The organism is Bartonella sp. AA89HNZF (assembly GCF_042196905.1).
Lineage (GTDB): Bacteria > Pseudomonadota > Alphaproteobacteria > Rhizobiales > Rhizobiaceae > Bartonella.
Genome location: NZ_JBHIRD010000003.1, coordinates 103,065 through 127,486 on the forward strand (window position 1 = coordinate 103,065; position 24,422 = coordinate 127,486).

Annotated in this window: 23 protein-coding genes and 2 pseudogenes; 14 read left to right on the forward strand and 11 right to left on the reverse strand. The window is 38.2% G+C overall.

Going from position 1 to position 24,422, the window contains the following annotated elements:
* Positions 1 to 6: 6 nt before the first annotated feature.
* The 9 genes and pseudogenes from ACFIN0_RS02520 to ACFIN0_RS02560 form a co-directional block, all read right to left on the reverse strand.
* Positions 7 to 798 carry an inositol monophosphatase family protein gene (locus ACFIN0_RS02520; protein ID WP_375701843.1) on the reverse strand — a complete coding sequence of 264 codons (792 nt, stop codon included), beginning with the start codon at positions 796 to 798 and terminating at the stop codon, positions 7 to 9.
* A gap of 11 nt (positions 799 to 809) precedes the next feature.
* Positions 810 to 1,385, reverse strand: a complete 576-nt coding sequence (gene efp / locus ACFIN0_RS02525) for an elongation factor P (RefSeq protein ID WP_375606557.1) — start codon at positions 1,383 to 1,385, stop codon at positions 810 to 812.
* 480 nt (positions 1,386 to 1,865) lie between these two features.
* Positions 1,866 to 2,216, reverse strand: a pseudogene (locus ACFIN0_RS02530) (helix-turn-helix domain-containing protein).
* The gene (locus tag ACFIN0_RS02535) at positions 2,177 to 2,359 is read right to left on the reverse strand and encodes a hypothetical protein (RefSeq protein WP_375606555.1); all 183 of its coding nucleotides are present in this window, start codon (positions 2,357 to 2,359) and stop codon (positions 2,177 to 2,179) included. The pseudogene ACFIN0_RS02530 and the gene ACFIN0_RS02535 overlap by 40 nt, the downstream one beginning before the upstream one ends.
* Positions 2,360 to 2,555: 196 nt before the next feature.
* Positions 2,556 to 2,954, reverse strand: coding sequence for a hypothetical protein (locus tag ACFIN0_RS02540; RefSeq protein ID WP_375610286.1), 399 nt, complete (start codon positions 2,952 to 2,954; stop codon positions 2,556 to 2,558).
* Between the two features lie 627 nt (positions 2,955 to 3,581).
* Positions 3,582 to 3,950, reverse strand: a complete 369-nt coding sequence (locus ACFIN0_RS02545) for a helix-turn-helix domain-containing protein (protein WP_375610285.1) — start codon at positions 3,948 to 3,950, stop codon at positions 3,582 to 3,584.
* A gap of 605 nt (positions 3,951 to 4,555) precedes the next feature.
* Positions 4,556 to 5,599, reverse strand: coding sequence for a tetratricopeptide repeat protein (locus ACFIN0_RS02550; protein WP_375701844.1), 1,044 nt, complete (start codon positions 5,597 to 5,599; stop codon positions 4,556 to 4,558).
* 1,290 nt (positions 5,600 to 6,889) lie between these two features.
* A complete protein-coding gene (locus ACFIN0_RS02555) occupies positions 6,890 to 7,288 on the reverse strand; it encodes a hypothetical protein (RefSeq protein WP_375610283.1) in 399 nt (132 codons plus the stop codon).
* A 632-nt stretch (positions 7,289 to 7,920) separates the two neighbouring features.
* Positions 7,921 to 8,289: a helix-turn-helix domain-containing protein gene (locus ACFIN0_RS02560; protein WP_375701845.1), complete on the reverse strand. Its 369-nt coding sequence runs from the start codon at positions 8,287 to 8,289 to the stop codon at positions 7,921 to 7,923.
* Between the two features lie 538 nt (positions 8,290 to 8,827).
* Between ACFIN0_RS02560 and ACFIN0_RS02565 the strand changes: the two genes are divergently transcribed.
* Positions 8,828 to 8,974 carry an antitoxin gene (locus tag ACFIN0_RS02565; RefSeq protein WP_375701886.1) on the forward strand — a complete coding sequence of 49 codons (147 nt, stop codon included), beginning with the start codon at positions 8,828 to 8,830 and terminating at the stop codon, positions 8,972 to 8,974.
* Positions 8,975 to 9,067: 93 nt separating this feature from the next.
* Positions 9,068 to 9,262 (forward strand): type II toxin-antitoxin system RelE/ParE family toxin, encoded by a 195-nt coding sequence (locus ACFIN0_RS02570; RefSeq protein ID WP_375701846.1) that lies wholly within the window; start codon positions 9,068 to 9,070, stop codon positions 9,260 to 9,262.
* Between the two features lie 278 nt (positions 9,263 to 9,540).
* On the opposite strand, the gene ACFIN0_RS02575 is transcribed toward ACFIN0_RS02570, so the two are convergent.
* A complete protein-coding gene (locus tag ACFIN0_RS02575) occupies positions 9,541 to 10,296 on the reverse strand; it encodes a TIR domain-containing protein (protein ID WP_375701847.1) in 756 nt (251 codons plus the stop codon).
* 311 nt (positions 10,297 to 10,607) lie between these two features.
* Positions 10,608 to 11,270 (reverse strand): thiamine phosphate synthase, encoded by a 663-nt coding sequence (locus ACFIN0_RS02580; protein ID WP_375701848.1) that lies wholly within the window; start codon positions 11,268 to 11,270, stop codon positions 10,608 to 10,610.
* Positions 11,271 to 11,635: 365 nt separating this feature from the next.
* Here ACFIN0_RS02580 and ACFIN0_RS02585 point away from each other — a divergent pair, with 365 nt between their 5' ends.
* The 12 genes and pseudogenes from ACFIN0_RS02585 (at position 11,636) to tolB (ending at position 23,914) form a co-directional block, all read left to right on the forward strand.
* The gene (locus ACFIN0_RS02585) at positions 11,636 to 12,778 is read left to right on the forward strand and encodes an OpgC family protein (protein ID WP_375701849.1); all 1,143 of its coding nucleotides are present in this window, start codon (positions 11,636 to 11,638) and stop codon (positions 12,776 to 12,778) included.
* Between the two features lie 180 nt (positions 12,779 to 12,958).
* Positions 12,959 to 13,477: a DUF1465 family protein gene (locus tag ACFIN0_RS02590; RefSeq protein WP_375701850.1), complete on the forward strand. Its 519-nt coding sequence runs from the start codon at positions 12,959 to 12,961 to the stop codon at positions 13,475 to 13,477.
* A 19-nt stretch (positions 13,478 to 13,496) separates the two neighbouring features.
* A pseudogene (locus ACFIN0_RS02595) lies at positions 13,497 to 13,743 on the forward strand (DUF1465 domain-containing protein); the annotation flags it as partial.
* A gap of 1,310 nt (positions 13,744 to 15,053) precedes the next feature.
* A complete protein-coding gene (gene ruvC, locus ACFIN0_RS02600; RefSeq protein ID WP_375701851.1) occupies positions 15,054 to 15,569 on the forward strand; it encodes a crossover junction endodeoxyribonuclease RuvC in 516 nt (171 codons plus the stop codon).
* 13 nt (positions 15,570 to 15,582) lie between these two features.
* A complete protein-coding gene (locus ACFIN0_RS02605) occupies positions 15,583 to 15,735 on the forward strand; it encodes an OB-fold domain-containing protein (RefSeq protein WP_375701852.1) in 153 nt (50 codons plus the stop codon).
* Positions 15,736 to 15,748: 13 nt separating this feature from the next.
* Positions 15,749 to 16,363: a Holliday junction branch migration protein RuvA gene (gene ruvA / locus ACFIN0_RS02610; protein WP_375701853.1), complete on the forward strand. Its 615-nt coding sequence runs from the start codon at positions 15,749 to 15,751 to the stop codon at positions 16,361 to 16,363.
* A 13-nt stretch (positions 16,364 to 16,376) separates the two neighbouring features.
* Positions 16,377 to 17,471: a Holliday junction branch migration DNA helicase RuvB gene (ruvB, locus tag ACFIN0_RS02615; RefSeq protein ID WP_375606540.1), complete on the forward strand. Its 1,095-nt coding sequence runs from the start codon at positions 16,377 to 16,379 to the stop codon at positions 17,469 to 17,471.
* Positions 17,472 to 17,705: 234 nt separating this feature from the next.
* Positions 17,706 to 18,146 (forward strand): tol-pal system-associated acyl-CoA thioesterase, encoded by a 441-nt coding sequence (ybgC, locus tag ACFIN0_RS02620; protein ID WP_375606539.1) that lies wholly within the window; start codon positions 17,706 to 17,708, stop codon positions 18,144 to 18,146.
* A 1,727-nt stretch (positions 18,147 to 19,873) separates the two neighbouring features.
* Positions 19,874 to 20,587, forward strand: a complete 714-nt coding sequence (gene tolQ / locus ACFIN0_RS02625) for a protein TolQ (RefSeq protein WP_375606538.1) — start codon at positions 19,874 to 19,876, stop codon at positions 20,585 to 20,587.
* Between the two features lie 15 nt (positions 20,588 to 20,602).
* A complete protein-coding gene (gene tolR, locus ACFIN0_RS02630) occupies positions 20,603 to 21,055 on the forward strand; it encodes a protein TolR (RefSeq protein WP_375606537.1) in 453 nt (150 codons plus the stop codon).
* A gap of 106 nt (positions 21,056 to 21,161) precedes the next feature.
* Positions 21,162 to 22,556, forward strand: coding sequence for a cell envelope biogenesis protein TolA (locus tag ACFIN0_RS02635; RefSeq protein WP_375701854.1), 1,395 nt, complete (start codon positions 21,162 to 21,164; stop codon positions 22,554 to 22,556).
* Between the two features lie 32 nt (positions 22,557 to 22,588).
* Positions 22,589 to 23,914 (forward strand): Tol-Pal system beta propeller repeat protein TolB, encoded by a 1,326-nt coding sequence (tolB, locus tag ACFIN0_RS02640; protein WP_375606535.1) that lies wholly within the window; start codon positions 22,589 to 22,591, stop codon positions 23,912 to 23,914.
* The last annotated feature ends 508 nt before the right edge of the window (positions 23,915 to 24,422 follow it).

Consider the following 24,422-nt stretch of genomic DNA (forward strand, 5'->3'; position numbering starts at 1 on the left):
TAAGACTTAAATGCCTTTTTTGAGAACTCTTTCTAATTTTAGGCGAATGTGTTCATTGCCGGCGATAATATTTTTTTTACGGAATATATTGTTGCCGCCTTCTTTATCAGTGACAAAACCACCGGCTTCACGAACCATCAGTATTCCAGCAGCCATATCCCAAATTTGCAGGTTATCTTCCCAAAAGCCATCGGTTCTGCCAGAAGCAACATAAGCTAAATCAAGAGAAGCAGCACCAAAACGGCGCAATCCAGCGACCTCCATCATCACATTACGTAATTCAATAAGATAGGTTCCATGATTTGGGCGACCAAAATGAGGCATGCCTGTGGCAATGACACAATCTTCTAGTCTGCGTCGAGCAGAAACGCGACAGCGCCGGTCGTTAAAAAAAGCACCACACCCACGTTCTGCGGTGAAGAGTTCATCACTCACGGGATTGTAAATGACACCAGCAACGATTTTTCCTTGGCTTTCTAAAGCAATGGAAACAGCAAAAAAAGGAATGCCATGGAGAAAATTTGTAGTACCATCTAAAGGATCAACAATAAAACGGTGCTGTGAATCTTCTCCAATAATTTCTTCAGACTCTTCCATCAGAAAACCAAATTTGGGGCGCGCCTTGCTTAGTTCATTAAAAATAATTTTTTCCGCTTTGCGATCTGCTTGGCTGACATAATCTGCAGGTCCTTTCAAAGACACTTGCAAATTTTGCACTTCACCGTAATCACGTACCAACGAGCGTCCTGCTTTCATTGCAGCTTGCACCATGACATTCATGACTGCAGAATGGGCCATTGTTTATTCCTTTATTTATCTTTTTCATTTGCACGACGCAAATAAATCAACTCATTGGTGTCTACAATGATACGTTCACCAGCATTCATAAAGGGAGGAACAAGAATCCGAATCCCATTTTCAAGAATAGCGGGTTTATAAGAAGCTGTAACTGTTTGTCCTTTAAGTGCAGGATCGGCTTCAGCAATCGTGACAGCAACCTGATCAGGAAGTGAGATGCCGATAGGCTTTTCTTGATAAAGTTCAACTGTGACAGTCATCCCATCTTGGAGAAAAGCGGCACGTTCACCAACAAAATCCTTTTGGAGTTCAAGTTGTTCATAAGATTCTGAATCCATAAAGACCAAAGCATCCCCTTGTTGATAAAGAAAGGTGAAATCTTTTTGTTCAAGGCGCACGCGTTCAACTGTCTCAGCAGCACGAAATCGTTCATTAAGTTTTGTACCATCAATCAAATTTTTCATTTCAACTTGGTTAAATGCACCACCTTTTCCTGGTTTTACAGCGTTACATTTAACAGCAACCCATAAGCTCCCTTGATGTTCGATCACATTACCAGGACGAATTTCATTGCCATTAATTTTCATCGTTTCTATCCAATTCTATTCTTGCAAAAAGAACTCTCTTGTTGTCTTTATGGCACTTTTCTTTGCTGCCTTTAACAGTCAAGCTCTTTTTTTATTTTCGGGTTTACCCCCCCCTTGTTAGCCTTGCGGCTCTCTCCATAATCCTTGTATGCTCTTCATTGTCTTTGCTTATGGGCGTTGCAGAAAAAAGTACAAAAGGACCTTTATGTATTTTTGCTTTTCAGTTCTTTGCAAGACCATAAAAAGTGCTCAGACGCAAGCTTTTTAAAAATTTACACAAACATTTTTTGGGATTTTGGGGAAATTTATCCCGTTGTGTCGTAAAATATCATCATTGATGGCAATGATATAATTGATGGTAATGATATAAGTTCCCTAAAACCATGAGGTGTTTTTAATTAAGAATATGTGATGAATATGTGAATACGGAGTTTGTATGAGTGTCTCATGGGATAGAGCGTGGTGTGTTATCGTATGATGTTAGCTTTCGTTTTGATCAGAGATCCGCTGTAAAATGGCTCTTTGTTTTATCGAGGTTAGAACTCTAAATCTTTTGAGCAGCAGGTATTCTTTTGTACTTGATGCGATTTCATCATGAGAGTACGGGGGCAGTTGTTTTGTTAAGATATCAGCATAGAAAAAGAGAAGTGGAACATTTGAGATAGCGGCAATTTATTTTAAACGCCCTATGCTGACACGATTTAATCCGTTTTCATATTTCTGGATTTGTTGGAAAGTGGCACCTAAATGTTGACCTAATGTTTTTTGAGACATTTTAAGCATTTTTCGTCTCAAACGAATTTTTTTGCCAATGAATTTGCCACTGAAAATGTCGTTATAAGGATTTTTACCAAGACCCTAGAAAATGCTACACGGGATATAGAAAACTCTTCAGCTGCTTCAATCACAGATAGTCCAAGTTTTGCATTTACATCTTCGCGTAACAATTCGCTAGGGTGTGGGGCATTTTTCATTATTTTTAGTATTCTTCTTTTCTTAAATCTTAAAGCTATAATTTACACTATTTTGTATTGTCACAATCTATAATAAAATTTATCCACTCTGGCTAGAATGAGGGTTTTTATTGAGATGCAAATCTCTTTGCCTTTCGCAAGAGCTTTTAAGTCTTTACGTGTAAAATATAGAGAATGTTTACATTAAATAGCGGGTTCATTTGGGCTGAGTACTTATATGAGCACGTAGTTCTCCGTTCACACTATACTGAAAAAGAGACACTATAGTGCTACTATTTAATTTTATTCTATACCTCAAATTCACACCCATGTTTTGTTGCTTTTGAGGTTGATCTGTATAGATCACATTATATCCATTCCGTCGCAACAGATTGATAAATAAAGGAGTAAAGTTGTCTGCTGTATTATTTTTCTTTATAAGAAATGTGGTTGTAGCTGGTGGTAGAGGTCTCTTGATATAGCTAATAAATTTGTTAGCAACTAATTGTGCCTGACGCTTTGTAAGACTTTGATCAACATAATTTGATGAATAATTGCCTACAGATGCGCAACCAGCCACCAACACAACCGGTGACAGCAATAAATATTTTAACATCTTTAATTCCCCTTACTTATTGTTGCTCTTTATTTGCGAAGCTCCTCTTCCAGAAATAAGAGCAACTTTACTTATAGCCATTAACAACATATCGGTATCTAATCAATAGGTTAATTAATCAATGAATAGTGGTTTCAGCTGTAAAGGCTGCTTGAAGTGCTTCTGGTGGCGTATATTTTAATAAACTGCTGCTTTTAGTGATTATGATAAAAAAGCAATTTTTTGCGTTTGCATGTTAAGATCATGTCCTCTATCTATAAAATGATGCGTTAGGTTCTGTTTCAGATCGACCAAAAAAATTTTCAAGCATTGCTTTTTGAGGGCTATCTTTTTTTTAATACGTATGAATGCTTATTCTGTTTTCTGTAAAATACTATCGTTTGAGGTGTGGTGTTTGTAAGGCATCAAATTTTGTACATGTGATGTTTTTATGAGAGTATGTGGTGAATATTTGAGGGAGAGCTTGTCCGGATAATCTTGTGAAATGAACCACATAAAATGGGAAGCTAAAAGAGTTCTGTTCTGAGAAGACGGATTGTTTCCCAACTGGATAGGGAAGGGGCTTCTGTCCTTTGAGGGGTGGGAGGCAAGTTAAGAACAGAGAGTGTAGCGCCCTATATTATGATGTTAAAAGCTTTCATTTTGATCAGAGAGTAATTGTAAAATGGCTTTCTGTTTTATCGAGGTTAGGACTCTAAATTTTTTGAGCAGCAGATATTCCTCTGTACTTGATATAACTTCATCATAAGGGTACGGAGGCTGTTGTTCTGTTAAGATATCTGCATAGAAAAAGACAAGTGGAACATTTAAGATATCGGCAATTTCTTTTAAACGCCCTGCGCTGACACGATTTAAGCCGTTTTCATATTTCTGGATTTGTTGGAAAGTAACACCTAAATGTTGACCTAATGTTTTTTGAGACATTTTTAGCATTTTTCGTCTCAAACGAATTTTTTTGCCAATGAAAATGTCGTTATCAAGATTTTTGGCTCGCATTTTAAAGCCCCCGCCGGTTGCGAGCGCCCTCGCGTTGGTATTCCGGGAGTCTAAAAACACTGACCTCGAATCAGCATTTTGCTTTTAGTGCTTAAAGCACCTGGACATAGCAAAATCTCCCGGAATTCCGGGATACCCGCAAAGCGGGGTAAATTTATGTACGAGGTTTCGGGTTTTTAGAGCCCTATTGGTCGTTGCGTATGCGACCAAAACACCTTTCAATATGTAAAGTAATTTCGGAGGCTTGGCAATAAAAAATAGTTTTTTAATGAGAGTTGGCGTGTTTTTCATCCAAGCAAAAAGAATGAAAAAATAGAGCTTGCGGAATTTTCGGGATAGCCTAGCTCTTTTGCTTATTGGATATTGTTTGCTTAAGCAAATGATACCAGTGCGTTTTCTTTACCAATGAAAATGTCATTATCAAGATTTTTGGCTCGCATTTTAAAGCCCCCTCCGAGTGCGAGCGCCCTCGCATTGGTATTCCGGGAGCTTGAAAATACTGAATCCGAATCAGCCTTTTTGCTTTTAGTGCTTAAAGCACCTGGACAGAGCAAAATCTCCCGGAATTTCTATAAATTTTATCTTTTTGAAGCAGAGAGGAGTATTTAAAAAACAGGAAGGAGCTTTATTGCTTCTTTGTGCGCTTTTTCTAGTTGTGCCTTATCCATGCCTTGGAGCATTATTTCAAGATCAGGGGCTTGCATTTTTGCCTCCTTTGCGAGCATATACCATGCTGCTGCCATGATTATATCGCCTTTTGTTCCTGTGCCATCTCGATAAAGTCTTGCAAGGGAAATTTGTGCCGGCGCAATCATGTTGACGGCATTTCTTTGAAGTAAATGAAAAGCACGGTGAAAATCTGTTTCTCCTCCACGTCCCTGTACAAGCCATTGCGCTAAAAGAAGTTGAGCTTCTAAGTGGTTGTTTTGAGCCGCTACCTCCATGAGCTTACGGGCATTACGATCATCCTTTGGTCGATTTAATGTGCCTAAAGACAGAATTTTGGCAGCAGAAACAGCAGCTTCAGCATCCCCAAGAGCAGCACCTTTTAAGTACCATTTTAAGGCTTGCTCTATTGCTTCATTTTCACGACTTTGGGAAGAAACACCAGGGAGAGCTTGTTTTTCACGTGAGGCTTTATAAAGAAGCAGTTGTCCATAATAAAAATAGGCTTCCTTGACGCCTGCATTGACAGCTTTTCGAATAAACTGTTCACCAAGATCTTGATTTTGTTTCATAAAATGACCATCAAACAACATAAGCCCATAGCGTAATTGTGCTTGAGGTTCCCCCTGTTTTGCTGCACGCTCAAACCATAAAGCCGCACGCGCACCGTCAACAGGAACAGCGCATCCTTCCATATAAATTCGGGCAAGAAGAGTTTGTGCAAAAGGATCATTTTTTTCAGCACGTCGGAGTGCTTCACGAAAAGCTTTTAAATAATAACCTTGAATGTAATAGTCATAGGCTTGGTCATAATCTCCAGCTTTTAAAGGCTGAAAAGGTTCTTGTGTGTTTGACGCATCTTGAACCGTATTGAAAGAACGTTCAAAACTTGAGAATTCTTCAGTATTTCCAGAAGAATTTACAACAGAATTTGCAAGCCCAATCATTCCTAAGATAAGCAGCTTAACGCTTCTCTTGATCATGGTGTTTTCTCCTCATTACCGAACAGAATTTTCACATTTTTCTTTCATCATATCAAGTATGAGCAAAGAATTATCTTGCGTAAAAATACTTATTTTCAAGGACATAAATTTATATTGCGGTTTTCTCTCCCGCATTAAAGTTGTAAAAGGCTGAAAAATCGCTCCCCATTTGAACAACAGCAAAAATTTCCATAGATCTCTGTCCACCACCTTGCTCATTGGAGATTACGAGGGTGAGAGTGTGGCTTTTTATCAGCTTTGTTACAATGACTTATTAAGTGAGAGGTTGTATATCTTGTTTTTGCCTAAAACACTGTTGTTTAGGACAGTGATATAAGGCGTAGTAAATTTACTATATCAAGTGTTTTTGGTGAGTGTGATAAATCTTCAAGGTGCTTATCCATAAAACCCTATGAAGTGAACCGCATGAGGGATCAAGCAATGAAAACTAGTCCTAAGAGACGCTGAACTTTTTACAGATCGGCAACTGTAGGAGCTTTTTTCCTTTGAGGAGTGAAAGGCAAGTATGTGCATACCATTGTTTATGAGAAAAACGACGATTTAGCATCCATTTTAAAAGTTTAAAAGCCCAATGGCTTTTTCAAGTTTAACGGAGGATATTTTTAAAGTGCTCCAATAACAGCTATAATTTTCTTTACACAAGCGCAAAGCATTGCAATAGCTGTTGTAAACTCCGTTCGTTCATCATAGCACCATAACAATTAGCAATGAAAACCACAAAACCTCCGAATTGTGGTATGCTAGAATTATGGTACACTAAATGAGAAGCAAAAAACGTTAAAAATATCCTATTTCTACAAAATTTCTTTTGAATAAACCACCGTGGATAAATTACATTGGAAACTATCCATTTTTTATTACTATGATATTTTAAAAGGTTCTTCTATTAGTGCAGTTGGACAGTGTTTTTTGCCATTGTCTTTCCTTTTATTTTTAAAAAACTCATTTTTTGCAAACAGCGGACTATTCAACTGCTTGAATCACTAAATAAACCAAGTTTTGCATTTACATCTTCGCACAATAATTCACTAGAGTGTGGAGGATTTTTCATTATTTTTTAATACTCTTCTTTCCCTTATACTCAAACCTAAAGTCATAACTTATTTTCTCGTACGTATTGTTTCTCATATCGTGATGAAATACAGAAAAATTTGTTCATTCTGGCTAAAAAACAAGAGTTTTTATTGAGGTGCAAATCTCTTTTCTTTAACAAGCGCTTTTAAGTCTTTACGTCTAAAATAGAGAGAACGTCCACATAAAATAGCGGGTTCATTTGGGCTGAGTACTTATATGAGCACGTGGCTCTCCATTCACGTTATACTGAAGAAGAGACACTATCGTGCTACTATTTAATCTTATTCTATACCTCAAATTCACACCCATGTTTTGTTGCTTTTGAGGTTGATCTGTATAGATCACATTATATCCATTCCGTCGCAACAGATTGATAAATAAAGGAGTAAAGTTGTCTGCTGTATTATTTTTCTTTATAAGAAGTGTGGTTGTAGCTGGTGGTAGAGGTCTCTTGATATCGCTAATAAATTTGTTAGCGACTAATTGTGCCTGACGCTTCGTAAGACTTTGATCAACATAATTTGATGAATAACTCCCTACAGATGCGCAACCCGCCACCAACACAACAGGTGACAGCAATAAATATTTTAACATCTTAATTCCCCTTATTTATTATTGCTCTTTTTTGCGAAGCTTCTACACCAGAAATAAGAACAACTTTGCTTATAATTTTACTAGCAATATGTTAGTTTCCACTCAAGCGGTAATTCATCAATAAATAATGGTTCCAGCCTTAATTTCAAGGCTTCTTGCAGTGCCTCTTGCTGCGTCTATTTTAAATAAACTTTTGCTTTTAGTGATTGCGATAAAAAAGCAATCTTTTGCACCTACATGTTAAGATCACATCCCCCATCATATAAAATGATGCGTACACTGCTCCAGATCAACCAAATAAATTTTCAAGCATTGCTTTTTGAGAGCTAGCCTTTTAAAAAATACGCATGAGTGCTTATCCTGTTGTACTGTAAAATGCTATTGTTCGAGCTGTAGTACTGTAAGGCATAAAACTTTTCCCATACAGTATTTTTATGAAAGTGTGTGGTAAATCTTCAAAAGAGGGCTTGTCCATACAATCTTGTGAAACGAACCATATGAAATGGGAAGCTAAGAAGAAGCAGTTCTTGAGAAACAGGATTGTTTACCAACCGGATAGGAAAGGGATTTTCGTCCTTTGAAGTGTGGAAAGAAAGCCAAGAACAGAGAGTATAGTGCTCTGTATCATGATGTTAAAAGTTCTCATTCTGATCAGCGAGTAACTGTAAAATGGCTTTCTGTTTTATCGAGGTTAGAACTCTAAATCTTTTGAGTAGCAGATATTCTTCTGTGCTTGATGCGATTTCATCATGAAGGTATGGGGGCTGTTGTTTTGTGATGATATCCGCATAAAAAAAGGAAACTGGAACATCCAAGATATCAGAAATTTCCATTAAACGCCCTGCGCTGACACGATTTAAGCTGTTTTCATATTTCTGGATTTGTTGGAAAGTGACACCTAAGTGCTGACCTAATGTTTTTTGAGACATCTTCAACATTTTTCGTCTCAAACGAATTTTTTTGCCAATAAAAAGATCAATATTAAGATTTTGAGATTGCATTTTTCCCCGCCGGTTGCGAGCGCCCTCGCATGAGTATTCCGGGAGCTTGAAAATACTGAGTTCTAGTCAGCCTTTTTGCTTTTAGTGCTTAAAGCACCTGGACATAGCAAAAACTCCCGGAATTCCGGGATACCCACAAAGTGAGTTCATTTTTACGCTAGAACTTAGGGTTTTCAAGGCCCCTTTGGTCGTTGCGTATGCGACCAAAACATCCTTTAATTCATAAAGTAATTTCAGGACATTTACAATAAAAATAGTTTTTTACTTACAAAATTTGTTTTTTAATGAGAGGCTATCTGCCTCTTAAACCTCTCTGGAATGATTACCAAAATCATGACAACAGCCCCCGTGTTTTTTGAGAGGGTTAAAAAGCCTTAAGTTTTAAGATCAAAAGAACTTTGGACGCTTAAAAGTTAAACATTTTCAATTCGCTAATATTAACAACATAGCCAAGAGTAATTCTCTTCAATATTCAGGAATAAAAAGGACATATGTTATAAAGATCACCCTTTCTCTGCTAATTTCAGAGTTCGAAACCATTGAACAGGAAAGCAGCTACACTGCATGGCTGCGCGATAAGGTAGCGAGAAGTCTTGCAAATCCATATCCTCCTATTCCGCATGATGAGGTTATGGCTGAAATGGAAGTTATAATCAGTCAGCTTGAAGCTGAACAGAAAAAGTGATGCTTCCGGTTGTTTGGTTGTCTTCGGCGCGCGACGATTTGCGTCAGATTTTAACTTATATTGCTCGCGAAAATCCATCTGCTGCGCTGCCGAATGAAAAGGTTTTTGGAAGCATCCGTACTGCCATTGGCTGAACATCTATATTTATACAGACAGAGTGAGAAGGTATTAGGATTACGAGAAATTGTAGCGCATCCAAATTACCTTATATTGTATCAAGTAGCTGCACATCAAATCGAAATTGTAGCTGTAGTACATGCCCGACGTGAATTTCCTATTTTTCTTTAATCTAATCAGAGGCTATCTGCCTCTTAAACCTTTCTGGAACAATTACCAAAATCATGACAACAGCCCCGCGTTTATCAAAGAGACTAAAATGATCTTCTACGGTAGTGAATTTACACGCGGTCTCTTCATTAAAATTTGCACAATCGCTTGCTGTTTGAATAAGAGTGGGGGGATTGATCGTTTCTCTGTGCTATAGGATGTGTGTCTGTGGAATGTGGTGGGGTGCCTTGTGGTTTTGGGCGTGCGCTTTAAAAAATAAACATAAGCATTATTCAAATTTACTTTAATGCATGAGTAACTTTCTTTTCATCTAATTTCTTTGCATCTAAATTGAAGCCGGCTTCACATAGTCGATGAGAAAGATCTTTAAGTGTTTCTTTTACGTGTTCTTTAAAAGGAAGGTATATAATTCCATTAATATCTGAAGGGAGTTCAAGGTCTTGTTTTTTTAGAATAGCGACATTTTTGCGAGAAAGCGCAGACATTAACATGCCCATTTCGAAAATAACGTTTTGTCTCGCACGGGGTTGTGCTGCTTTTTTGCCGGCAGATTTGGCATAGCCTATATCATCGGGAGTAAGCAGCACAATACCAAATTTTATGAAATCGCTACAGATTCCTTTTTCTAAAGCTTCAATGATGGTTAAGCCATTTCCGCCAGTATTTTGTAAAATGTATGGTTCAAGATTAAAATCATTAAGAATAGATGTAAGTTGCTTTAGGGCAGTACGATCATGACCATGAACGATAAAAATTTTTTTATTTGAAGGATTGGAAGCAGTTTTTGAGGAAGGAATTGTTGATGTTTCTTGTATGTGTTTAACCAAAGCTTTTTCTAGATTTGTCACAGCGGATTCTTTGCCTTGAACGTTGATTGTTCCTGTGCTTTCATACCAATTAATAACGCCTCCTTCGGAGGTTTTGATCTGATATCCTTTAGAAGAATTAAGTGATAGAGACTTAATTTCTATGATTTTATATCCAGCTGTTTTAACTATATCTTTAAGGTCTTCGAAGGTGCCGCTATATTTCACTGTTTATATTCTTTCAATATCGCTGGTTATTAATATAAAATGTTGATTTATTTTTATAACTATTTGAATTTAAATAGCTTTATGATTTCATTTTCTTATACAATGCACAAAAAGAGACGGTCACCTTCCATTCAATTGATTGAAACGTGGGAAAACTTGACTAAATGATGGGAAATTTTACTGTGTGATGAAGCGATCTGATTGAATTATGAATAAACGAAACGAATTTTTCTCCTATTTGTATATGCCGTTATGTGCTCTATATAAGAAGCACGAAAGTTAACGCTTTATTTATAAATTCTCCTCCTATATTACAAGGGGGTTTTCTCACATTTTTCTTGCATTGTTTTAAGCAGTATTAAGGGGTTGTCGTTCCCCAAAATGACTTCTTCTACAGCAATGAATTCACATCCAGTCTTTAAGACTTCATCAAAGGTTGAAAAATCGCTTCCTGCTTGGATAATGGCGGGGGTTTGCATAATTTCTGCCCACCATGTTGCTAACTGGAGATTGCGGGGGTGCGCATGGGGTTTTTTATCAGCACCGAGTTTGCCAAACAGAAGGTAATCAACACCTGTTTCTGCTGCAAGCATAGCACTATGGCGATTGCGTAGATTGCCAAAGCCTATGATTTTTTGTTCCTTTTGCTGATTTTTGAAGCTTTCAAGAGCGTTAAGATCATCTTCTATGTGCAATCCATCAGCCTTTATGCGCCCAGCAATGCGGCTGTCACCCGCGATGAGAAGAGCGGCATCATTATTTTGAATATCTTCTGCGTAAATTTGCGCTTGTTGTTGCAAAAAAGAGCTATCATCTTTCAACTTTTCAGAATCATAGAGGATGACGCATGCAAAAGACTTTGTTTGCAAAATTTGCCGCAATAATGCGTGTGGGGTGTTGCGCCGAACATCAAGTGTTAAAATCAACTGAGGGAAAAGAGGTGGATCAATTGGTTTATTTTTTTGTTCTGTCATGTCAAATCCCTGTTTCTTAGAAAAAATAACGCTTAAAAATTAAAGTTTCATTTTATTATGCTTATTTGCGATGAAAGTGACTACCATTTTCACGTAATTTAAAGGATTTGTGGGTGTGTGGAAGCATGTTTATGAGAAATGAGAGTGTTTTTAAGCATAATATGTTGCCTTTTTGTTGTGATACACGTATGGACGCTTTTCGTTCTTTTGCCTTTAAAAAACTTTTGCTTTAAAAAAAATAAACGCTTAAAATGAAACTTGACACTTAAAAATTAAAATTTCATCCTGTTCATGCTTGTTGGCAATAAGGGTAACCACTATTTTTATGGGACTTCAAGGGGTTTGCAACGTGTGGGAGTCCACTTATGAAAGATGAGGATGTTCGTGAGCATAATACTCAACTTTTTCACCGTGATACACGTATTGATGTTTTTCGTTCTTTAGCCTTATTGACAATTTTCATCAACCATATTCCCGGAACTCTCTATGAGTCTTTTACTCATAGAAATTTCGGTTTTTCTGATTGTGCAGAAGTATTTGTTTTGCTTTCAGGGGTTTCATTGGGGTTAAGCTTTCATGCGCGGTTACAGCAAAAATCCTTTGCTTTTATTATCCGAAAACTTTGGTACAGAGCTCTGCAGCTCTATGGTGCATACCTTTTTACGACTTTTGTCACGTTAAGCCTTTTTTTAGGGGCATTTTTCTTATGGCGAACAGAAAAACTTTTATCAATGAACAATGTAGGACTCTTTTTTAAAGAGCCTGTTATCGCATTTTTAAGTACCTTAAGCTTTGGGCACCAGTTGGGATATAACAATATTCTTCCACTTTATATCGTTTTGATGTTTTTTGCGCCTTTTATCCTTTATTTGAGTTGTAAACAGACAAAATGGCTACTTTTGAGTTCCTTGACACTGTATCTCCTCTGTGGATTTTATCAAATTGCTCCTCCTTCTTATCCTTTAGAGGGAAAGTGGTTTTTAAATCCTTTGTCTTGGCAATTCTTATTTGTCATAGGATTGACCAGTACTTTAGCGCTTAAACAAGGAAAAAAAATCGCGTTTCAGTCTTTTTGGATTGTTTGTGCGGCAGCGTATCTCTTGTTGGCGCTGTTATGGGTTCGCTTAAACTGGTGGGGCATTTTGGGCTGGCTTGGCTGGTCTTCCCCGTTGATGAACTTTAATAAAACCTTTTTAAGCTTGCCACGTTTACTTCATGTTCTTGCATTAACCTTTCTCATTTTTTCTTTGCCACATGTCAATAAATGGTTTTATGTCTCTCCAAAACATCCTTTAGCAATTTTAGGAAAACATAGTTTACCGGTCTTTGTAACGGGAACCATTTTTGCGATGTTTGGACAAATTGTAAAAACAGTGATGACAGAAACGGTTTTTTCCGATACCTTCTTAATAATAACGGGTATTGCTTTGCAATTTGGAGTTGCTTATTATTGTGAAAAACGGCAATCTTGGCAGTGGTCCTTTTCAAGGAAAATGATCCGTTTATAAAAAACATTCCTATAGTGTTTGTTTGGCGCGTTAACCTTAGTATAAAAAGCGCGTTGCGCAAAAGATTTAAAAGAGGTAGCAATTTTAAAAAAAAGCATTCTATACAGCAATAAAAGAAACTTTTTAATCCTCTGTTCGTTAAGGGGTATGATTTTGTGCTGATACTTGGAGTATAAAAGCGTGAGCGTACATAAACGTCCATATGATGAACCTATTATCATGATTGAGCATAATGCTTTTGAAAATGCTTTTAATCGTCTCTATGAAGAAACAATGGCGCTGATTGAAGAAACCGCAGCGTATATTGACTCAGAAGGGAAATTAGTGGCACGCTCTCTTTCGGCAGAGGTTTCTGCAGTCTATGCGAAAGAGGCTATGTATTTAAGTACACGACTTATGCAAATCGCTTCTCAACTCCTTCTTCTTCGCGCAGAGCGTGAAGGGGAAATGTCATCAGAACAAATAAAAAAAGAAATTGTAAAAGTATCTCTTCATACACCGACATTGGAACTTGAAACCCCTCATTGGCAAGAACTGCCAGAAACTTTTCGCCAATTTGTTTCTCATTCATTGCGTTTAGAAGCGCGCATAACCTATTTGCGTGCTGGGTGGGAAACTGCGGCCTCCTGTGCTCTAGAAGATGATAATCCAGTAGGAAAACAAATCGAATTGCTCAAAACAGCCTTTGGGCGTTCTTAGAGGTACTCCCCTTGTTTTGCGCGAAGGGGAAATATCATCAGAACAAATAAAAAAAGAAATTGTAAAAGTGTCACTTCATACACCGACATTGGAATTTTTCCCTTTTATTGGCATGAATTGCCAGAAACTTTCCGCCAATTTATTTCTCATTCATTGCGTTTAGAAGCGTGCATTTTGTTTCATTTAGAGATGCTGCTGTAGTTTAAGCGCTTTGGTCAATAAGCGGCCGCTGTATCTTGAACGATGATAATCCAGTGGAAAAATAAATCGAATTACTGAAAACAGCTTTTGGGCATTCTGAGAAAAATAGCTCCTTGCTTCTTTCTTGAGATATTTAGAACAGTATATCCATTTTTTACAACCAAAATTTCACAACGAAAACCAATCTAGAGTGCTTTTTTCTACCTAATTTCTATTTGAGCGTAGGAAATATCTTGAGTTTATAGCTGAGAGAGGGATAGGTATTGATTTCGAATTATGGCATGGAATAGGGTATGGTTGGTTTTGTGGGAAATCGACTTTTGTTGATTGCAGCTGGAACACTTTCTGTTGATCTATCGTGTGATTTTGTTTTGGCTCTGATAATGATCTGGCTCTAAGATAGAGCAGGGGCTACATCAATTTATTTATGGCTCTATAATTTATACCTATAAAGCTGCTGTAAAGTGTGTGTTAATGAGGATGATACACATTGTTACAGTTTTTGGGCTTCTTTTGTTTTGAATGGAAGTTATTTTCCCTCGTGTAAAATAAAATATCCAAAATAAAGTGCCATATAATGAATGTCCCATGGATTCCCTGTGCCCCCATACAATGTCCCTCTCTATGCAATGTCATTGTGGTGTGATGAGTATATTCAAAAACACCTCTCAGTTCTTATTCACATTCGTTGAGCCTCTCTCATTTTTATGCTTGCAAAGGAAAAAGCCGGCACTATCATCATCTTTGCCAGTCCCCAATGTTGCAACAGCCTTTGAAACTTGAGACAATTCATTAGAGGCATTTTTAGTCCTGTCTTGTACAGTTTCACTCTATACGGCAATCCCACGTTTCATATGTAAGCGAATGGTTTTGATTGATTCAAGATAAACAGATTTGTAATGAGAAAATCTTAGGATATTCGGGATTCTTATGCAACATACAAAATAATTAATTATCTTTATAAATCAACGTGTTGCCTTGTTATGGTGGCGTCATGCTATAATGTAAAAAGTTTTCGTAAAGTGTGTACTATCCATTGCATAGCCTCTTTACACATTATGAATGTACAATCCAGAATTCTCTATTTGCTCGCTTGCGATGTTTAACCGTTATGGCATTGGATATGACCATAGAAAGGGAATTTTTATGCTTTAGAGGGTGCTTGCTTGTGATGTGTGAATGGTTTTGATTGATTTCAGTTATGCTTCATAAAGTATGTACCATAAAGATGCTGTTCGTTGCGTGTTATAATTGTATAAATTTGGAGGTATGATTATCTTTTTATTGGTTTTGTCTTGGGTTGCTGTTTTCTTTGTGGTCTTGTCTTTATTCACATCTTTATTCATAGGGGGGAAAAGTGTATAGACTGTAGTTTATGGCAGAGACGATTCGTATTATAGGCATTGATCCCGGATTACGGCGTACAGGGTGGGGCGTTATCGATGTTGCAGGTAATCGTCTTCAGTTTATTGCAGCAGGGACGGTTTCTTCTAATGTACAGTGTGATCTGGCTTCCAGACTCTGTCAGATCCACAAAGGTCTTTCAGAGATTATGCATCAATTTATGCCCCATGAAGCCGCTGTAGAACATGTGTTTGTCAACAAAGATGCTACAGCAACTTTAAAACTTGGGCAAGCGCGTGCGATTGCGCTGCTGGTTCCTGCGCAAGCAAACCTTCCTGTTTTTGAATATGCCCCCAACAAAGTGAAAAAATCGGTTATTGGTGTTGGACATGGGGCTAAAGAACAAATCCATATGATGGTAAAAGTTCTCCTCCCACGGGCTGAATTTGATAGCAGTGATGCGGCTGATGCTCTTGCTCTTGCTCTTTGTCATAGTATGCATCGTAAGAGTATTGACCGATCTTATCAGGCAAGGATGGCGATATGATTGGGGTGGAAGCATGATTGGCACATTAAAGGGCACTCTTGAACATATCTTTGATGATCATATTCTTCTTGATGTTTATGGTGTGAGTTATGTTGTTTTTGTGTTGAATTGGTGTATGCATTATCAGAGTATTGACCAATCTTATCAGGTAAGGATGGCGATATGATTGGGGTGGCAACATGATTGGCAAATTAAAGGGCACCCTTGAACATATCTTTGATGATCATATTCTTCTTGATGTTCACGGTGTGGGGTATGTTGTTTTTGTGTCAAATCGGCTGCGTCCTTCTTTACCCTCTGTTGGGGAGGCGTTAAGCCTTTTTATTGAAACGCATGTTCGGGAAGACGCAATCCGCCTTTTTGGTTTTGCTACAAGAGCTGAACAGGAGTGGTTTTGTCTTCTACAAAATGTTCCTGGAGTAGGGGCAAAGGTTGCTTTGGCAATCTTGGGGACTTTATCGCCAGATGAACTTGCTCAGGCTATTGCTTTAAATGATGTTGCGATGATTAGTCGAGCGCCGGGCGTTGGTAAAAAAGTCAGTGAAAGAATTGTGGGTGAACTGAAAAGTAAAACACTTCCCTTTGAACAAGCTGTCAAAACTATTTCGGTTTCTCAGCGTGAGATAACCAATCAACCTGCGCATGATGCGCTTTCCGCATTGATGAAGCTAGGGTTTGAACGGGAGCAAGCAGCTCGCGCTCTTGCTCTTGCGATGAACGCTCTTGAGGGCGAAACTGTTTCTTCTGCCCTGCTGATCCGCCATAGTCTCAAATTGCTTTCTTCTCCTACTTAAAATTAAGGTAACAATGCATAAAGATGAAGATCAACGCCTTCTGGGTTCCGCCCCCCTTCCTAACGATCCAGATCGTTCCTTGAGGCCACAAGTTCTCGATGACTTTATTGGTCAAGAAGCGGCACGTGCTAATTTAAAAATATTTATTGAAGCAGCAAAAACACGGCAAGAAGCGCTGGATCATGTTTTGTTTGTAGGACCACCGGGGTTGGGAAAAACAACGCTTTCACAGATTATGGCAAAAGAATTAGGCGTTAATTTTCGCTCTACTTCAGGGCCGGTCATTGCTAAAGCAGGAGATTTAGCAGCTCTCTTGACCAATCTCGAAGAACGTGATGTCTTGTTTATTGATGAAATTCATCGCTTAAATCCAGCAATTGAGGAAATTCTGTACCCAGCAATGGAAGATTATCAACTTGATCTTATCATTGGTGAGGGGCCTGCTGCCCGCTCGGTTAAAATTGATCTGGCTAAATTTACTTTGGTGGCGGCAACCACACGTTTGGGACTTTTAACCACACCGCTGAGAGATCGTTTTGGAATCCCAATTCGTCTCAATTTTTATACGATAGAAGAATTGGAATATATTGTTCAGCGTAATGCACGACTTTTTGCTGTCAAGATCAGTGATGATGGTGCTCATGAAATTGCACGCAGAGCACGCGGGACGCCTCGCATTGCTGGACGCCTTTTACGGCGCGTTTGTGATTTTGCTCTGGTTAAACAGGCAAAACAAATTGACCAAAAAATCGCCGATGAAGCCCTTTCGCGCCTTGAAGTGGATCATCTTGGGCTTGACCCGCTTGACCGTCGCTATTTGCTCCTGATTGCGGAAACTTTTTTAGGGGGACCGGTGGGGATTGAAACGATTGCTGCTGCTTTATCAGAACCACGCGATGCCATTGAAGATATTGTTGAACCCTATTTGCTCCAACAAGGGTTTATTCAAAGAACCGCTCGTGGACGTATTCTGAGTGAAAAGGCTTGGAGCCATTTAGGGCTTTCTGCTCCAGCCTCTACAACGTCTATACAAAGGCGTTCTCAACTTTCTGATGCTCAAGACAATTCATCACTTCAGACGACTTTATGGGATGGAGAAGATGACTAAGTCATTCGCTTTTTAAAAAATAAGACATTTTCTTTAAAAAAATTGCGTGAATATTGTATCGCAAGGTTATAAATACAAGAAATGTGCTTGTTTTAGCAGTTTCTGACCAAAAAGATTTGGAAAGATTGAGGATTTTGTGCTTTTGCTTTTCATAACATCAACACAAAAATGTGTTCAATCTTTTGATCTATAAATAATTTGCTCTATTCAATGATTTTATGGGACGTGAAGTAGATGACAGAAGTGACGCCTTTCAAGAGAAATCATACAAGTGCTTTTCATAATTTTCAGGTCCGCGTTTATGTTGCGGATACAGATTTTTCCGGTGTAGTTTATCATGCGCGTTATCTTGAGTTTTTTGAACGAGGACGGTCAGAGTTTTTACGCGATACCGGTTTTAATAATAAGATGTTAGCAGCAGGGGGTGAGGGGGAAAAACTGTTTTTTGTTGTTCGTCATATGGAAATTAATTTTTCAAGACCAGCTAAAATTGATCATCTTTTAGTCGTTAAAACACGTGTTAATCACATCCAAGGGGCCCGCTTTTTTATGGAGCAATCTATTTTGCATGAGATGACTACGTTGGTAACAGCCAAAGTTGAAATTGCTCTGATTAATGAGGAGGCAAAACCGCGACGTTTACCCAAAGAACTTTTTGCAAAAATGCTTGGTTAAAAGTGTGATTCATTGAATTAGCAAGTTTCAGGAGAGATCAGCAGATATAAAGTAATCTATAATCTAAGACTATACATTTATCATAGCCTAAATGTTTTCCAACAAGGTCACACGATACAGCAAAAGAAAGCACCTCTGCTACAATAACTACAATAAATTGAAGATAATATCTCACAAAATTAAACACACCTCATCCATGTTATGATTCAAAATCAATGTCGCATCATCCATTTTCTGCTATAAACTCAAGATATTTTCTTTCTTTTGAAGAAAGGTTTGTTGGCATCAGAAAACAGAGAAAAAGTACAAAATATAAAAAGAAATAAAAATGGATTAAGATTTATTTTTATAAAAATGCACATACCCAGCACCATATTGCAATAAAGTGATAATAAGCTATTAGGTCGAAAACTGTCTCAAAACACCCAAAGGGTGTTTTTAAGCAATTTGATTTGTTTTTTTACTGGATTGTCATTTGGCATCACAAGAGCGCGTGTTTCATCCATTTCTATCCATCATGCATGACTTTATGTGCGCTTCTAAGCGTAGTGAATGAGTGAGAGATCAATGTATACAAAGCAGAAATGCATTTTTGCATTTAAAGTTTCAACAGCATATTATTCTATATAATGTATTGACTTAGAAAGATAAATTATCACTTATCATGGGCACAAACCCTAATAGGAATAGAATAAAATACTTTCATTTCAAATCTGTTCATGTTGAAACAATTAAAATCATTTGCTTACACATCATAAGAGAACAATATAAATCATTGAAAAAATTGTAAAAATGTTCCTTATGGATCATTCGCAATGCAATAACGATCAAATATCGCAAGTGAGCAAAGAGAGCAAAGAAGCCGGTTTTGATGAAGTAAAAATGTGAAAAGGCTTTTTTCATGTCACAGAAGCTTGTACGTTATACCGTGGTGCCAGAGAGATGATAGGCATTGAAAGGGGCTAATTCACAATACAGTGAGATTACATGAGACTTACACTAGATTACATAGGACGTCGAGGGGTGCATGGGTGAGGCGCATTGTTGTGAGGTGTTGTAGGGTGGTTTATTGTCGTTTTTTGTGCCCGATGGTGTACCCCGTATTCAATTCGATGGAAAATGAGAGAAATAATAGCCTGAGGCAAAGCGTCATCTTTTATGATGATAACATATTTATTTACAATGATAATTCATTGCGTTGTCACTTTCAGATAATTCTGAAACTTGTAAAATTTTTTCTTTTCAAGCTCTATTGCCGCGAATTAATAAAAAACATTTTCTTACATGTCACAAGCGGAGTTGGTGAGTGGACACAAAAACACTTAAGAAAGAAATAAAATACCTCTTACGAATCTTTTCAAGTGCTAAGACTTATCGCTGTATTTTAAGCTGGAAACGCGTATGATGATTTAGCGTTCTTTTCATAAGCGTAAAGATGGTGGTGCATAATAGATTTAATATCATGCATTTTTATATCTTTTATTTTTATAGCATTTATGGAGAAGCCCTGATCGTTATATTTTTCATAAATGCTGTTGTGAAATGAGGGGGATGTGCATTGAGGGATGTCTCTCGTCATCACTTTTTAAGGAAAGTTAAGAAACAAGTCTTGTTTTAGCGCATGGATTTATGTGAGACTAGAGTCTTTACTTAAATTTAGAAAATATAAAATAATCTGTTTTATAAAATTTAAAAAAATGCATCTTTCATTTAGAGGGACAAAAATTATGCCGCATGGTGAACTAACGAATCCAGAAACAATTGGAATGTTGCATTTGTTTATGCAAGCGAGTTGGATCGTGAAAGGTGTTATGATCGGATTGCTGCTCGCTTCCATCTGGAGTTGGGCAATTATTTTTGATAAAATTTTTACGTATCGGAGAATACGGCGTGAAATAAAGCAGTTTGAACGCACATTTTGGTCTGGCAAAGCGCTAGAAGATCTTTATGCATCATGTAAAAGTCAACGTACCAATAGTATATCCGCAGTTTTTATGGCAGCAATGGTTGAATGGAAAAAATCTCTTGAAAAAGGGACCCATACATCGAAAAGTTTGCAGAGCAGAATTGATAAGGCTATGGATTTGACGCTGGGACGTGAAAGTGAAAAAATAGAATCAAAATTAAGTTTTCTTGCGACACTGGGGTCTGCGGGACCTTTTATCGGACTTTTTGGAACAGTTATTGGTATTATGGAGTCTTTTCTTTCTATTTCAGCTTCTCAAAATACGTCACTTGCCATTGTAGCGCCAGGTATTGCAGAAGCGCTTTTGGCAACCGCGATTGGTTTGTTTGCAGCAATTCCAGCTGTTATTGCTTATAACAAGTTGACCCATGAAAGTGCGCGCATCATTGCACAAATAGAAAATTTTGCTGATGAATTTTCAACAATTGTATCGCGGCGTATTGATGAAACACGCACAGCACCTTCCTCTTTATAAAAAGGATCTTATCCCATGGGCGTTTCTGTTGCTTCTTCTTCTCGCAAAAATACACGTAGGCGGCATCATTCACGAAGCCAACTGATGAGTGAGATCAATGTCACTCCTTTTGTGGATGTCATGCTGGTCTTGTTGATTATTTTTATGGTCTCTGCCCCCCTTTTAGTGAACGGTGTTCCTCTAGATTTGCCTCGTAGTCAAGCGGGTCCCGTACGAGCTCAAAAAACACCTCTTACGGTTTCACTTGATGCGCAAGGGCGCTTTGCCATTAATCAAGATTATTATGAAACGTCGCAGGCCCTGATTACACACCTGAAAACTCTTCTGGAAGCAGATGCTACACAAAAAGATCAACGGGTTTTTGTGCGTGTTGCTAAAACTGTTGAATATCAACAAGTATTAAAACTGCTGGCGGATATTCAAAAAACGGGGTTTTCTCAAGTTGCGTTAGCAAGTTTAGCACAATAAATAATAAGTAATAAAATTGCGTATAACCGGTTGTTCTTAATTTTTTTTAAAAGAGCATAGAGTGATTAAAAATGAAAAAATGTAAGGCGTAAATAAGGCATAAAGAATGAACAAAGACTCTTATCATAGTATGAAACGAGGCTTGGCTTTATCCCTTGTGGTCCATGTCATTTTTCTCAGTTGGGGAGCTATTCAGTTTACAAGCTCTGTCTCTTTACCACAACCATTGGAAGCAATTCCCATTACTCTTGCTCCTTTGGTGGACGAGTTTTCTTCTCAACAAGGAGCCGTGAAGGCTCCTATCCGCGCAATCCCTGCCGTAAAACCAACTATGCAACCACAAGAGAAAGAAGATGCACGCCATATTGGAGAGGGACAAATAGATAGTCTTGCACCATTTCAACCAAAGGAAAAGCTGCGTCCCGTTGAAACAGCATCGTCACCATCAAGCGAGAACACGTCAGAAACATTTGCACCAGAACTTACAAAACCAGAATTATTAGAAGCAAAAACAGAAGAGATTTCAAAAGAACCAGAGAATGAGCTCAAGGTTGCGTCTGAGATATCTTTGAAAGTACCGGAAGATGCGCCAAAGCTTGCACCTGAGATGCCTGTGAGAGTACCGGAAGATGAGCCCAAGGTTGCACCTGAGATACCTTTGAAAGTACCGGAAGATGAGCCTAAGATTGCGCCTGAGATGCCTGTAAGAGTACCGGAAGATGAGCCTAAGGTTGCACCTGAGATGCCTGTAAGAGTACCGGAAGATGCGCCAAAGCTTGCACCTGAGATGCCTGTAAGAGTGCCGGAGGATGCACCCGAGACTGCGCTTAAGCCTTTGCACAAAAATGAAGAGATGGTATCGCCAAAAGAATTGACTCCAACGGTACAAAAAGTACCGGCAGAGCAGGTGGTTCATCAAGTTCCCAAAATTGTGCTTCCAGAAAAAATTCTTCTTCCACAGTTGAAACCAAAATTTGACGAAGAATCTACAATGAAAAATAAGGCGGCATTGAATCAAAATACGCCAAAGCTTAGCAAGAAACACCAAGAGAAACAGACCATTGAAGATATTCTGGCCATGGAGGAAAATAATTTGCTCAATCGTGCGCGGTCACAAGGAGGAGGAGCAAAACGTTCTCATACACCAGAAGCTTTGGGTGCAAGAAAAAATATTAATGATACCACAAAAATGGCACAAACATTGGTCAATATTGTTGGGGGGTGTATTCAACAGAAGCTTAAACTTGTAGCGCTTGGTGGCGATTTAAAGAACCGTCCGGTCGTGCGGTTGCGATTTTATTTGGACCGTGAAGGAATGGTTGTGGGTGATCCTATCATTGATCCTGTAAGCGGTCTTGAGAGTCAACAAGCTATTATGATAAGGCAGGTATACGCGGCTGTTTTTTCATGCCAACCTTATGCAGATCTCCCACGTGATCAATATGGCCTGTGGGGGCAAGGTTTTGACTTTAATGTTGATCCCCTCCAAGAAATAAGATGATAAAAAAATCGCTTAACGAAAGGACGCATTCCATGATGACTATAACGAGATATAAAGTTTTTGCTTGGTTTATTGTCACTTGTGGGTTGTGGCTTTCAAATATTTCATTGGTTTATGCGCAATTGAAAGGGACGATTTCAAGCGCTGATTTTAATCCCATTCCCATTGCAATTACAGACTTTATTTCCAATGATTCGATTGGATCTAAAATAACGGCTGTGGTGACAGCCGATCTGGAACGGTCGGGGCTTTTTTTACCGCTTGATAAAGCAAATTTTGTTGAAAACACTTCTAGTCCTAATAAACAACCGCATTTTGCTTATTGGCAGAAAATAAAAGCGCAAGGTTTGGTGACGGGGCAAGTCATGAGAGAAATCGATGGACGATTGAGAGTCGATTTTCGTTTATGGGATGTTTTTGGAGAGCGACAACTGAAAGGACGGCGTTTTTATACCGCGACAGAACGGTGGCGGCGTGTGGCCCATATAATTGCAGATGAGATCTATAGTGAGATGACAGGAGAAAGTGGTTATTTTGATACAAGAATTGTTTTTATCGATGAAACAGGACCTCAAAATGCACGCATTAAACGCTTAGCCATGATGGATCAAGATGGAGCAAATTTGATTTATATGTCCGATGGAAGTGAATTGGTGCTTACACCGCGTTTTTCCCCAAAAAGACAAGAATTGACCTATATGGCTTATGAGGAAAATCAAGTACCTCATGTTTATCTCCAACAAATTGAAATGGGGCAAAGAGAGTTGATTGGAACGTTTAATAACATGACAATTGCTCCGCGTTTTTCTTCTGATGGACAAAAAGTCATCATGAGTTTGTTACAAAATGATGGGAGTGCCAATCTTTACACCATGGATTTACGAACCCGTACGATGACGCGACTTACAACAACTTCTGCTATTGATACTTCTGCTTCTTATTCACCGGATGGCAAACAAATTGTTTTTTCTTCAGATCGTAGCGGAAAGCCGCAAATCTATAAAATGAATGCAGATGGGAGTGATATTCAACGTATTTCTTCAAACGAGGGGAGTTATTCAACACCTATTTGGTCTCCACGGGGTGACTATATCGCCTTTACAAAACAATTAAGCGGACAATTTTCTATCGGTGTTATGCGCCCAGATGGACAAGGAGAACGAATTTTAACCACGGGTTTTCATAATGAAGGACCAACGTGGGCCCCCAATGGTCGTGTGCTGATGTTCTTTCGCAAAAATCCCGGTATGGGACCAAAAATCTATACGATTGACATTACCGGACGCAATGAACGACAACTCCCTACACCCAATGATGCTTCGGATCCAGCATGGTCGCCATTGCTCAATATACAGTAAAACAAAATGCTTAAAAACAGAATATAGAAGGAATACAGTCTCAATTTTACACAATCTCAATAGTTTTTAATTATTTAAAAGCAGGAATTGGTTATAGTGGGCATGGGGATTTATGTAGATTTCATCTATCATCTACGGTTGTTGATCGATAATGGAATTTCCTTGGGGGAAAATGCTTAAAAAATTCAAAACAATACCTTGAAAAAATAGAGTCGAAAATTCTGAAGTCTCTAGATTTCAACTTTTTATTAAAAGTGTCGCTATATATATTTTTTTAAACTTCCTCTTCAATTTTGTTTGTGAAGAATTTGGTCTTGTCAGGGGGCTGTTGCTCTCTGATGTATTTTATTCGAGTACGCGGTTGTTTTAGGTCTGAATATTGATTGATCGGTAAGAGCAAAAGGACAGATTTTAAGATAAATGACGTTATTTTAAAAACATACGATGTCATAAAGTTAATGCCATAAAGTCAAAAATTTATCCGCAACAGATTAGAGAGATGTACTGG